The organism is Skermania sp. ID1734, from assembly GCF_007489285.1.
Taxonomy (GTDB): Bacteria; Actinomycetota; Actinomycetes; order Mycobacteriales; family Mycobacteriaceae; genus ID1734.
Window position 1 is genome coordinate 75,569 of sequence record NZ_VLIY01000015.1, and the last position, 12,304, is coordinate 87,872.

General features: G+C 66.0%; 11 protein-coding genes. 5 read left to right on the forward strand and 6 right to left on the reverse strand.

What is annotated here, in order from left to right:
• Positions 1 to 21: 21 nt before the first annotated feature.
• Positions 22 to 453, forward strand: a complete 432-nt coding sequence (locus tag FOS14_RS18495) for an NfeD family protein (protein WP_143772291.1) — start codon at positions 22 to 24, stop codon at positions 451 to 453.
• Positions 453 to 1,604 carry an SPFH domain-containing protein gene (locus tag FOS14_RS18500; protein WP_143772292.1) on the forward strand — a complete coding sequence of 384 codons (1,152 nt, stop codon included), beginning with the start codon at positions 453 to 455 and terminating at the stop codon, positions 1,602 to 1,604. Before FOS14_RS18495 ends, FOS14_RS18500 begins: the two co-directional genes overlap by 1 nt.
• A 3-nt stretch (positions 1,605 to 1,607) precedes the next feature.
• Here FOS14_RS18500 and FOS14_RS18505 read toward each other — a convergent pair whose 3' ends face one another.
• Genes FOS14_RS18505 through FOS14_RS18515 form a run of 3 tightly spaced genes read right to left on the reverse strand, consistent with a single transcriptional unit; the run spans position 1,608 to position 3,475 of the window.
• Positions 1,608 to 2,120 (reverse strand): hypothetical protein, encoded by a 513-nt coding sequence (locus FOS14_RS18505; protein ID WP_143772293.1) that lies wholly within the window; start codon positions 2,118 to 2,120, stop codon positions 1,608 to 1,610.
• Positions 2,117 to 2,701, reverse strand: coding sequence for a hypothetical protein (locus FOS14_RS18510; RefSeq protein WP_143772294.1), 585 nt, complete (start codon positions 2,699 to 2,701; stop codon positions 2,117 to 2,119). The genes FOS14_RS18505 and FOS14_RS18510 overlap by 4 nt, the downstream gene beginning before the upstream one ends.
• Before the next feature lie 60 nt (positions 2,702 to 2,761).
• Complete coding sequence (locus FOS14_RS18515) at positions 2,762 to 3,475, reverse strand: TVP38/TMEM64 family protein (protein WP_255450449.1); 714 nt, start codon at positions 3,473 to 3,475, stop codon at positions 2,762 to 2,764.
• Positions 3,476 to 3,547: 72 nt separating this feature from the next.
• Between FOS14_RS18515 and mutA the strand changes: the two genes are divergently transcribed.
• The 3 genes from mutA to meaB all read left to right on the forward strand — a co-directional run bounded on the left by mutA (position 3,548) and on the right by meaB (position 8,714).
• Positions 3,548 to 5,398: a methylmalonyl-CoA mutase small subunit gene (gene mutA / locus FOS14_RS18520; protein ID WP_255450450.1), complete on the forward strand. Its 1,851-nt coding sequence runs from the start codon at positions 3,548 to 3,550 to the stop codon at positions 5,396 to 5,398.
• Positions 5,395 to 7,653, forward strand: a complete 2,259-nt coding sequence (gene scpA / locus FOS14_RS18525; RefSeq protein ID WP_143772295.1) for a methylmalonyl-CoA mutase — start codon at positions 5,395 to 5,397, stop codon at positions 7,651 to 7,653. Before mutA ends, scpA begins: the two co-directional genes overlap by 4 nt.
• Positions 7,654 to 7,715: 62 nt before the next feature.
• On the forward strand, positions 7,716 to 8,714 hold the full coding sequence (gene meaB / locus FOS14_RS18530; RefSeq protein WP_143772296.1) for a methylmalonyl Co-A mutase-associated GTPase MeaB: 999 nt from the start codon (positions 7,716 to 7,718) through the stop codon (positions 8,712 to 8,714).
• A gap of 7 nt (positions 8,715 to 8,721) precedes the next feature.
• On the opposite strand, the gene FOS14_RS18535 is transcribed toward meaB, so the two are convergent.
• From FOS14_RS18535 to FOS14_RS18545, 3 genes are all read right to left on the reverse strand, one after another.
• Positions 8,722 to 10,074 carry a wax ester/triacylglycerol synthase family O-acyltransferase gene (locus tag FOS14_RS18535; protein WP_143772297.1) on the reverse strand — a complete coding sequence of 451 codons (1,353 nt, stop codon included), beginning with the start codon at positions 10,072 to 10,074 and terminating at the stop codon, positions 8,722 to 8,724.
• Between the two features lie 39 nt (positions 10,075 to 10,113).
• Positions 10,114 to 11,016 carry an amidohydrolase family protein gene (locus FOS14_RS18540; protein WP_143772298.1) on the reverse strand — a complete coding sequence of 301 codons (903 nt, stop codon included), beginning with the start codon at positions 11,014 to 11,016 and terminating at the stop codon, positions 10,114 to 10,116.
• Between the two features lie 136 nt (positions 11,017 to 11,152).
• Positions 11,153 to 12,217 carry a nucleoside hydrolase gene (locus FOS14_RS18545; protein ID WP_143772299.1) on the reverse strand — a complete coding sequence of 355 codons (1,065 nt, stop codon included), beginning with the start codon at positions 12,215 to 12,217 and terminating at the stop codon, positions 11,153 to 11,155.
• Positions 12,218 to 12,304 lie beyond the last annotated feature (87 nt).

Sequence of the window (12,304 nt, forward strand, 5' to 3'; positions counted from 1 at the left end):
TGTGATGCGTGGAGATGCGCTGTGGTTGCGCTGATCTGGCTGGTAGCCGGTGTGCTGCTGGCCGCTGCCGAGGCGCTCACCGGTGATTTCTTCCTGCTGATGCTGGCCGGCGGGGCACTCGCGACCGCCGGTTTCAGCGGGATCACGGATGCGGCCGTATGGGTCGACGCCATTGTGTTCGCCGTGGTTTCCGTGGCACTGGTGCTCGGCGTACGCCCAATGTTGTTGCGGCGCTTTGCCGCACCGCCGCACACGCCGACCAATGTCGCGGCGTTGCCCGGCAAGCAGGCGCTGGTACTCGAAGAGGTCGCCGAGCATGCCGGTCGCGTCAAACTCGACGGCGACGTATGGACCGCGCGTCCACTCGACGCCACCGAGGTCTATCCGCCCGGAACGACCGTGACGGTGATGAAAATCGACGGCGCTACCGCCGTTGTCTGGAAGGGGCCGTAGTGGCTGCGCTCATTGTGTTGATCGTGATCGTCGTGTTCATCGCGATCGTGGTGTTCAAGGCAATCGCCTTGATTCCGCAGGCTGAGGCAGCGGTGATCGAGCGCCTCGGCCGGTATTCGAAGACGGTTTCCGGCCAGTTGACGTTCCTGGTGCCGTTCGTCGATCGGATCCGTGCCAAGGTCGACCTCCGCGAACGTGTCGTGTCGTTTGCGCCGCAGCCCGTGATCACCCAGGACAACCTGACATTGCACATCGACACGGTCGTGTACTTCCAGGTGACCAATCCGCAGGCTGCGGTCTACGAAATCAGCAACTACATTGCGGCGGTTGAGCAATTGACGGTGACAACGCTGCGAAACGTGGTTGGCGGCATGACTCTGGAGGACACGTTGACCTCCCGGGACGCCATCAACGGCCAGTTGCGCGGCGTGCTCGATGAGGCGACCGGGCGGTGGGGATTGCGGGTGGCTCGGGTGGAGCTCAAGAGCATCGACCCGCCGCCGTCCATCCAGGAGTCGATGGAAAAGCAGATGAAGGCCGACCGCGAAAAGCGCGCCATGATCCTGACCGCGGAGGGTCAGCGCGAATCGTCCATCAAGACCGCCGAGGGCGCCAAACAGAGCCAGATCCTGGCTGCCGAGGGTGCCAAGCAAGCCGCGATCCTTTCGGCCGAGGGTGAACGGCAATCCAGGATTTTGCGGGCCCAGGGTGAACGGGCGGCCAAGTACCTGCAGGCCCAGGGGCAGGCGAAGGCGATCGAAAAGGTTTTCGCCGCAATCAAATCCGGTAAGCCCACGCCCGAGCTGTTGGCGTATCAGTATCTGCAGACACTGCCGCAGATGGCCCAGGGCGACGCCAACAAGATCTGGATTGTGCCGAGCGACTTCGGGCAGGCCTTGCAGGGCTTTGCCAAGCAGTTCGCCACTGCCGGTGAGGACGGCGTCTTCCGGTATGAGTCGAACGGCGATGGTGCCGATCTGCCACGGCCCGAGGATGATTCGGACGAGGTGGCGGATTGGTTCGAAACCAAGACGGACCCGGCCATCGAGCAGGCGGTGCGGGCGGCGGAGGCGGTGGCCCGGCAGCCGGTTGAGGCTCCCTACGAGCACCTTCACCACAATCCACCGCAGCCGTGGCAGCCGCCGCAGTAGTCGTCAGGTCAGCAGTCCGCGTCCAATCCCCGCCGCGCACAATGCCCACAGGACGCTGGTGAAGGTGCCGATGATGAACTGCTCCGACGCGTGCGGCGCGCGCAACTCCGGGTAGCGGGCCAGTCCCTTTACGGCCAGCACGATGGCCATGCCTTCCGGCCAGCCGGCGAGGACGGTTGCTGCGACAGCTGCGCGCTCGAGGATTCCGATGATGCGACCCCCGTGCAGCGGGCCGGCCGCGGTGCCGACCTCGCCCGCGTCCGGCTGCCAGCGCGCGATTCGAAATGCACTGGGTGCCATGGGGATACCGCCGAGCGCCGCCGCGGCAACCACAAGCAGCAGCAGTGCGCCCAACGCGAAACCGTGCACCTTCGGCACCTGGGTGCCGACAATCGCCGCGGCCGCGATGGCGGCAATACCGCTGGCCGGCGCGAGCCATGCGGGAAACAGCCGCAGACTTAACACCATTGGTGCGACGGCGGCGACGCCGAGCAGTATCAGCACCGCGATCGTCATTCGGTATCTGCCTCACTCAGTAGTCGTGCGGCGAGCGTGCGCCCGGGGTTCTCCACATGCCAGCCGGCGGCGGCGAGCCGTTGCGACATGGCCTGTTTGGTGATGCCGAGATTAGCGGCAGCCTCCGACTGATTTCGTCCGGCGCGCATCTGCGCCACCGCGGCGTGTCCCTGCTCGGTTCGTCGGCCGAGCAACTCGGCGAGCAGGTTCAAGGCCGCTTCGGCGTCGGCGACAGCGGGGGAGTTGACGCCCTCGACCGCCAAGCCGGTCGGTGAGTTTTTCGCGCGGGTCACCGCGGCGCGGGCGGCTTCGAACGCCGGGCCACGGCCGGCACGGGTGACCGGCGGCAGCGGCGTTTCGACCGGGCCCACCCCGATTCCCACCCGCCAGTTGCCGCGGCGCACCAGGTCGAGCGCGACATCGACTGCGGTGGCGGGATTGTCGGTGACGCCCTGCACCTCGTCCCCGGCGGTGCGTTCGAACGCCCGCAGCATGGGTTTTCCGGCGAGGTCGGCCAAAAGTTCCGGCACCAGATCGGCGTTGCGTCTGCTGCTTCGCTGGTCGACGGTCAGCACGAACATAGTGTCGAGCCTATTAGCTTTACCCAAGTAAATCAAGGCATAAGACTTGACTAGCTACATTCAAGGCTGATGACTTGTCTGATCGTGTGTCAGACGACTGTCGGCCTCGACCGGATCGACTCCCGCAACGAGTCCGCCGTCACCCAGCTTGGCATCGATTGCCAGTCCGGCGACGCCGACGGCGATGCAGATGGCCGACAGCGCCAACAGCGCCGGGTTGGTGCCTCCCGAAAGTGCGTCACCGAGGACGACGACGCCGATGGTTCCCGGAATCACGCCCACGATCGTGGCCAGCACGAACGGCACTGCCCGTACGGCGGATACGCCGCAGCAGTAGTTGATCAGCGAAAAAGGCACCGCAGCGATGAGCCGCAGGGATCCGACGGCGAGCCAGCCGCGTCGCGCCAGGCGGGTGTCGATGGCCTGCACGGCTGGATGGGTCAGCCTGGCGGCGACCGCTTCCCGACCTATCGCGCGCACCAGCCAGAGCGCCAGTACTGCGCTGATCGTCGTCGCCGAGACCGCGATCGTGATTCCCAGCAGCGGTCCGAAGAGGACGCCCGCGGTGAACGTGAAGGCTGTCCGGGGGAACGGCGCCACGGTGATGAGCGCGTGCGCAACGAAGAAGAGCAGCGGAAATGCCGGACCGACCGACTGTGCCCAGGATCTGACTTGCTCGACACTGGGCAGCGGAATGAAAACCGCCGCAACGAAGAGGGCAACAACTCCGACGATCACGAACAGCAGCCGTGGATCGCGAAGTCGTTGGCGCACGAGGACCCAGGTTACTCGCCAGTACCCCTGGCCAGGAAAAATCGTGTCGTGGATGACAGTTAGCATCAGCACGTGTCTGATGAATTGCCTGCTGCCCACGCCGCGTGGCAACGCGCTGTTGCCGGCGTGCTGGCCAAGGCCCGCAAAGTAGACCCGAGCGAACTTCCCGCCGATCCGGAAAGCCTCCTCGCGTCCACCACGTACGACGGTGTCACCATCGCACCGCTCTATACGGCCTTGGACGAGCTGCCCGAGCCGGCGCTGCCGGGCGAGTTCCCCTTTGTGCGGGGGCGCGACCCGCATCGGGATGTGAATCGCGGCTGGCTCGTCAGCGCGCGATTCGACGGCGACGACCCGGCCGCAGTGAATCGCGCAGTCCTCGATGCCCTCAACAATGGCGTCAGCGCAATCTGGCTGCGCGTCGGCGACGGTATCGGTGTGGCGGATCTGCCGCGGGTGCTGGACGGGGTGCTGCTCGACCTGGCGCCGCTCACCGTGGAAGCCGGACCGGCGACCGAGGCGGCTGCCCGCGAACTTTTTTCGTTACTCGATCATCGCGCCGGCGCTGACGGGGTGGGTAACCGTGCCGACATCGTGGTGGCTTTGGGAGCGTCCCCGCTGACCAGTGCCTTCGCCGCCGCGCCTGATATCGACCTGGCCGCGGCCGTCGAGTTGGCGGCCGCGGCGGTCGAGCGGATGGAAACCGTCCGCACGTTCACCGTCGATGCGACCGTGTTCCACAACGCGGGCGCGGCCGACGCCCAGGAACTGGGAGCAGCGGTCGCGGCGGGCCTGGACTACCTGCGGGCACTGACCGACAGTGGGCTGTCGATCTCTGCGGCGATGCGCCAAATCGAGTTCCGCTTTGCCGCGACCGATGACCAGTTCTTGACCATCGCGAAGTTCCGGGCGGCTCGGCAATTGTGGGCGCGGGTGGCCCAGGTATGCGGTGCCTCGGAGTTCGGCGATGCGCCCCAGCACGCGGTCACGTCGGCGGCGATGATGACCCAGCGCGATCCGTGGGTCAACATGCTGCGCACCACCCTGGCGGCGTTCGGCGCCGGCATCGGCGGAGCCGACGTCATCACCGTCCTGCCGTTCGACGCAGCGTTGCCCGCCGAGGCCCGCGAGACGTCACCGACCTTCGCCGCCCGAATTGCGCGCAACACACAACTGCTGTTGCTGGAGGAGTCCCACCTCGGTCGCGTGGTCGATCCGGGCGCCGGTTCCTGGCATGTGGAAACCCTCACGGCCGATCTGGCCGAGTCGGCGTGGCAGTTCGTGCAAGAGATCGAGGCGTCCGGCGGCTATACCGTCGCACTCGAATCGGGCCTGATTGCCGAACGCATCGCCGCGACACGGCGGCAGCGCGAATCCGACGTCGCGCACCGCAAAACGGCGGTCACGGGGGTCAACGAGTTTCCCAATATCGGTGAGAAGCCCCTCGCGGCCGGTACCGCGCTGCCCGGCGTCGCGCGCTATGCGGCGGCATTCGAGGCGTTACGGGACCGCTCGGACGCGCACCTGTCCGCGACCGGTGCTCGACCGAAGATCCTGCTGGTGCCGTTGGGTCCGGTCGCCGAACACAACGTCCGCGCGACGTTTGCGGTGAATCTGTTGGCCTCTGGCGGAATCGAGCATCACAACGCCGGGATATTCGATCCCACGACGATCGGCGACGTGGTTCGCGAGGTCGGCGCCACGACGGCCGTGTTGTGCGGCAGCGATCCGCGCTACACCACGGATGGACCGGAGGCCGTGCAGGCGTTGCGCTCGGCCGGCATCGACCGGGTTCTGGTCGCCGGACCGGAGAAGGTCTTTGCGCAGGCCACCGGAACCGACCGTCCCGACGGCTTTCTCACCGCACGCATCGATGCGGTCGCGGCCCTGTCCGAGCTGCTCGACTACCTGGGGGCGAAATGACCACCCGCGACATCAAGCACACGATCGGCAGCTTTGCCGACGTCCCGCTGACGGATCGCAGTTCACAGCCGCCCACTGCGCCGACCGCCGAGAACGTTCGCGACTTCATCGAAAAGGGCGCTGCGGCAAACGGTTACACCGCCGATCAGGTGGTGTGGTCGACGCCGGAAGGCATCGACGTCAAACCCGTCTACACGAAGGCGGACCGCGACGAGGCCGCCGCCGCCGGCTATCCGGTGGACAGTTTCCCGGGTGCGGTGCCGTTCCTGCGCGGGCCGTACCCGACGATGTACGTCAATCAGCCGTGGACCATCCGCCAGTACGCCGGTTTCTCCACGGCCGCCGACTCGAATGCCTTCTACCGTCGCAACCTCGCCGCCGGTCAGAAGGGCCTGTCGGTGGCGTTCGACCTGGCCACCCACCGCGGGTACGATTCGGACCACCCGCGGGTGCAGGGCGATGTCGGAATGGCCGGCGTGGCAATCGATTCCATCCTGGACATGCGCCAGCTGTTCGATCACATCCCGCTCGGCAAGGTGAGCGTGTCGATGACGATGAACGGCGCCGTGCTACCGATTCTGGCGCTGTATGTCGTTGCTGCCGAAGAGCAGGGCGTGCCGCCGGAGCAGTTGGCCGGGACCATTCAGAACGACATTCTCAAGGAGTTCATGGTCCGCAACACCTACATCTATCCGCCGAAGCCCTCCATGCGGATCATCTCCGACATCTTCGCCTACACCAGCGCGAAAATGCCGAAGTTCAACTCGATCTCCATCTCCGGCTATCACATTCAGGAAGCCGGCGCGACGGCCGACCTGGAACTCGCCTACACCCTCGCCGACGGCGTGGAGTACATCCGCGCGGGACTGGCCGCCGGCATGGACATCGACGCGTTCGCCCCGCGGTTGTCGTTCTTCTGGGGCATCGGGATGAACTTCTTCATGGAGGTCGCCAAGCTGCGTGCGGCGCGGCTGCTGTGGAGCGAGTTGGTCGCCCAGTTCGAGCCGAAGAACTCGAAATCGCTGTCGCTGCGGACGCATTCGCAGACGTCGGGCTGGTCGCTGACCGCCCAGGACGTCTTCAACAATGTCGCGCGCACCTGCGTCGAGGCCATGGCCGCGACCCAGGGCCACACCCAGTCGCTGCACACCAATGCCCTCGACGAGGCGCTGGCGCTGCCCACCGACTTCTCCGCGCGCATCGCACGCAACACCCAGCTGTTGCTCCAGCAGGAGTCCGGCACCACCCGCCCGATAGACCCGTGGGGCGGTTCCTATTACGTCGAATGGCTCACCCACCAGTTGGCCGAACGCGCACGTAAGCACATCGCCGAGGTAGAGCAGCACGGCGGGATGGCGCAGGCGATCGACGACGGCATTCCGAAGCTGCGTATCGAGGAAGCCGCCGCGCGCACCCAGGCCCGCATCGATTCCGGCCGACAGCCGCTGGTCGGCGTAAACAAGTACGTGCCGGACGAACTCGATGCCATCGAGGTGCTCAAGGTCGAGAACTCCAAGGTTCGTGCCGAGCAGCTCGACAAGTTGCAGCGGCTGCGCGCCGAACGGGATCCGCACGCCGTGCAGGCCGCGCTCGACGCGCTTACCCGGGCGGCGGAGTCGGGTGAGCGCAGCATGGAGACGAACCTGCTCGCGTTGGCGATCGACGCGGCTCGGGCCAAGGCCACGGTCGGGGAAATTTCCGACGCCCTCGAGAAGGTGTACGGGCGGCACCAGGCTGAGATCCGCACGATCAGCGGCGTGTATCGCGATGAGGCCGGAAAGCAGGGGAATATCAGTAGCGCAACCGAACTCGTCGAGCGCTTCGCCGAGCAGGATGGGCGTCGACCGCGCATCCTGGTCGCCAAGATGGGCCAGGACGGCCACGACCGCGGCCAGAAGGTGATTGCCACCGCCTTCGCCGACATCGGCTTCGACGTCGACGTCGGCCCGCTGTTCCAGACGCCGGAGGAGGTGGCCCATCAGGCCGCCGACAACGACGTCCACGTGGTCGGGGTTTCGTCGCTAGCTGCCGGTCACCTGACGCTGGTGCCGGCGTTGCGTCAGGCGCTGGCAGACGTGGGCCGACCGGACATCATGGTGATCGTCGGCGGCGTCATCCCGCCCGGCGATTTCGATGAGCTCTATCAGGCCGGTGCGGCGGCGATTTTCCCGCCGGGCACAGTCATCGCCGAGGCCGCGATGGGGCTGCTGCACAAGCTCGCCGACCAGTTGGGCTACAACCTGGGCGAGGCGTAGTTGTCGCCTAGGTTCACCGAATTAGTCGTTTTCCACGCAAATTGGCCCGATCGGTGTGGAAAATGACTAGCTCATCGAGCGGGCACGTCGACATCGCCGAACTTGCCAAGGCGGTGCGCAACAACGAGCGGGCCGCGCTGGCGCGTGCGATCACACTGGTCGAATCGACCCGTGCCGATCACCGCGCCCGCGCCCAGGAACTGCTGCTCGAACTGCTCCCGGACTCGGGGGCGTCCCATCGCATCGGCATCACCGGTGTTCCCGGTGTGGGCAAGTCGACGTTCATCGACGCCTTCGGAATCCACTTGATCGAGCAGGGACATCGAGTGGCCGTGTTGGCCGTCGATCCGTCATCGACGCGGACCGGCGGCTCGATCCTGGGCGACAAGACGCGGATGGCTCGTCTCGCCGTGCACCGCGACGCCTTCATCCGCCCGTCGCCCACGGCGGGAACGCTCGGGGGAGTGGCCAAGGCGACGCGGGAGACGATCGTGCTGCTCGAGGCCGCGGGCTATGACGTCATCCTCGTGGAGACAGTCGGCGTCGGCCAGTCCGAGGTCGCCGTGTCCAACATGGTCGATTGCTTCTGCTTCCTCACCCTGGCCCGCACCGGAGATCAGTTGCAGGGCATCAAGAAGGGCGTGCTCGAGCTCGCCGACGTCATCGCCGTCAACAAAGCCGACGGTGAGCATTTGCCCGACGCTCGCGTCGCCGCCCGTGAGCTGTCCAGCGCGGTGCGGCTGATCTATCCGCACGACGCACTGTGGCGTCCACCGGTCCTCACCATGAGCGGGCTCAAAGGTGATGGCCTGGACGAGTTCTGGGAGACGGTGCTGCGCCACCAGCAAGTCCTGACCGACGCCGGTGAGTTCGACGACAAACGCCGGCGGCAGCAGGTCGATTGGCTGTGGTCGATGGTGCAGGAACAACTCCTGCGCCGGCTGGCCGACAATGCCGCGGTCAAGGCCGTGCGTCGCGACATCGAGTCGCAGGTGCGCAACGGCGAACTCACCGCTGCACTTGGTGCACAGCAAATCCTGGACGCCTTTGACGGCGACTGAGAGGCAATTACCCCAGCGCCGCCTTCTCCAATTCCGCCAACGCATCCTGCGCGTATACGGCCAACTTCTGCAGGTGCGGGATGGTGTCGCGGCAGCCGACCAGACCCAGGACCACCTTGTCGGTGTAGCCGACCAAGGTCACGTTCAGACCGTAGCCATCGCACAGGAAAGACACCGGCACAATGAGTTCCAGCTGTGCCCCATTGAGATACAGCGGTTGTTTGGACAGCACCACGTTGGACACTGTGAAGTTGAACAGCGGCGGCATGCGGGTAAGGGCGCCGGTGCGCTGCCCGACCGCCAGCGGCAGCAAACCCAGCAGTGTGTGGTGCTGAAGCGCGTTCGGTGACATGGCAAGTAATTCCTTCTTACCGCGCGACGTTACCGCGTTGATCATGGCCAGCCGCATCAGCACGTCGGTCTCGTCAGTGCCCAGTGGGCACACGAATCCCGTTGCGGCGTTGAGCGTGTCCTCGTCGCGCTCGAAGCCGACCGGTACCGACGCGGTGAGGCTCTGCTCGGGCAGCGCGTCCTGCTCGATGAGGTAGCGGCGCACCGCCGCGCCGCAGATCGCGAGCGTCACGTCGTTGACGGTCGTCGCGGTCGCGCGGGCGATGGCACGCAGCCGGGGCAACTCCAGCACCGCGACCGCGAGACGGCGCTGCTGGGTCAGCGCGGTATTGAAGGGTGCGCGTGGGGTGTGCAACGCCGAACGCACCGAACTGTTTGCGCCGCGGGCCATTCCGACGAGTCGCTGGGCGAGTTCACCGGCAGCCAGCGTGCCGTTGGCGACCCGTTGCAGCAACGCAGTGGTCTGCGCGTCGATCAGACCGGTCTCCGGGTTTTCGGGTTCGTCACGCGAATCGTCGGGCGCGATGTATTCCGTGGGGCTCGTGCTCAACCATTTCTTGATCGTGTTGACCGCGCCGAGCCCGTCGACCGCGCAGTGATGGGCCTTGAAGTACATCGCGAAGCGATTTCCGGAGAGCCCTTCGATGATGTGTGCCTCCCACAGCGGCCTGCTCATGTCCAGCGGATTGGAGTGCAGCCGCGCCACCAGAGTGCCCAGATCCCGGTCCGAACCTGGCCGGGGCAGCGCGAGCAGACGCACGTGATAGTCCGGATCGGGTTGCACTGGCTGCCACGCCGGCGCGACGGGTCCCAGCACGCCGCCGGCGACGACGCTGTCGAAGGGAAACGGCAGAAACGACAACTGGGAAAAGGTGTGGTGCAGTTCGCGAACGAAGTTATCGTCGGCGTTGTCCGGCAAAGTGAACGTCAGTAGCGCGCCGATGTGCATCGGGGTGCGCTGCGACTCCATCCGCAGGAACATCGTGTCGACCGGGCTGAGCAATTTCATCCTCGACCTCCAATGTGTGCCGGATTGATTAGACCGCAGTCAGCTGGCGTTGGGTAACCGGATGGGCAGTAACCGTTGTGGATTGTCCCAACACACCGCGCGCAGCCAGTCGTCACCGAGGTCCAGGCGGCGCAGCGCCTCGAGCGCGTGCGCGTACGGGTAGGGAATGTTGGGGAAATCGCTGCCGAAGAGAATTCGGTCGCCGATGTCACGCAGTCGCGGTACGAGGTCGCGCGGGAACGGTTGTGTCGCCTCGGAGAAATCGGTGAACGACATGGTGGTATCCAGATAGACACCCGCGAATTCCGTAGCCAAGTCGATGAATTCGCGGTATTCGGGAGTGCCCATGTGGGCCACGATCAGCCGGAGCTGCGGGTGTCGTGCCAGCACGGTCGCCACCGGCCCGGGACCGGTGAACCTGCCCGGCGTCGGACCGGAGCCGCAATGGATCACGGTCGGCACCGAGGCATCGGCTAGCAGCCCCCATACCTTGTCCAGGTGGGGATCATCCGGCGGATAGTCGCCGACCTGGATGTGCGCCTTGAAGATCACCGCGCCCGCGTCCAGCGCGTCCGTCACGTAGTCGACGGCGGTCGGCTCCGGGTAGAACGTCGCGGTGGGTAGGCAATCCGGTGTCCGCGCGGCAAAGTCGCGCGCCCAGGCGTTCAGCCACGCGGCCATGTCCGGCTTGTGCGGGTAGACGAGGGAGCTGAATGCGACAACACCGAACTCCCGCAGCTGCGCCACGCGCGCAGCCTCGTCGGCGCGGTACCGAATGGGCCACTCGCGTCCGATCAACGGTCCGGCCGAGTCGAAATAGGCCCATACCTTCCGCATGACCCGGTCGGGCATGAAGTGGGTGTGTACGTCGACGATGCCAGGCAGGGACGCGTCGGCGAGCAGGGAACTTACGGACCCTGCGTCGTCACTGACTGCGCTCATCGTCGCCTCCTGTGTCTTTGCGGGGCACCCGCACCCGGTCGGCGCCGATGAGCGCACGATTCTGGCTCATCGTCACCTCCTGTGTTTTTGCGGGACACCCGCACCCGGTCGGCGCCGATGAGCGCACGATTCTGGCTCATCGTCGCCTCCTGTGTTTGTGCGGGACACCCGCACCCGGGTAGAGGCGTCCCGCGAACGCTCCTACCCGTTCTATCAACATCTCGAAGAAGGCCGCTGGATCGGTCCGGCACGCGATCTCGGCGTTGGGGCGGCGCCCCCACATCCCCGCCCAATCCGCGACAGTCATCCCGCGGGTGAGTGTGCCCGCGAGCTCGACATCCACGGTCGCCGGCCGTGTCTGCACCAACCCTGGGTCCAGCGCGACCGCCGCGGCGAACGGATCGTGCATGTGCGCGATAAATCCTTGCTGGTGATCCCGATGAAACTCCATGTAGAACCGCACCGCGTCGCTGAAGTGCCGCACGACGGGGTTGCTTGCTTGCGATCGGACGGTCGAGGCGTCGGTCTCGGCTATCGCCTCCTCGGGCGCGCTGCCGGCGCGCTGGGCGAGTCGTCGCACATGGTCGGGTGTCATGGCGATGGTTTCAGTGAGATCCAGCGCGCACACGATCGGACGCCGATCGGCCGCGCCGAAGGCGTCGAATACCACCTTGGCCGCCTCGGGGTCCACCGAGATGTTCCACTCGGTAGTAGGCGTGGTGTTGCCCGCGTAATTGAAGGCGCCGCCCATGATCACGAGACGCCGTAGCAGGGATGGCAGTTCCGGCTCGGCGCGGACGGCCAGTGCCAGGTTGGTCAGCGGGCCCGTCACCAATCCCACAGCGACACCGGCGTTTTCGCGCGCGAGATCGACCCACAGTTGCGCCGCCGAGCGGGACGAGACCGTTCGGTCAGACCTGGGCAGCACGGCATGGCCGATGCCCTGCGGTCCGTGCGTATCCTCTGTCGTGCGCAGCGGAATCACGAGCGGGACCGGTGAACCGACCGCTACCTCGATGTCCGGCGAGCGGCACAGATCCAGCCACGCGAGGTTGTTGGCGGCGACTTGCTGCGCGGGAACGTTCCCGGCGGTGCTGGCGATGCCGAGTATTTCCGCCTCCGCGTTGGCGAGCAGGAACAACAGCGCGAGCGAGTCGTCGATTCCGGTGTCGACGTCCACGATCAGCTTGGTTGTATCCACGCTGTTCCATGCTGCCAGGCGCGCGATGGTTTGAAATAACGGTTCGGCGCCCGCCTTCACGCCGTGCGTAAATGAGCCATTGACAAC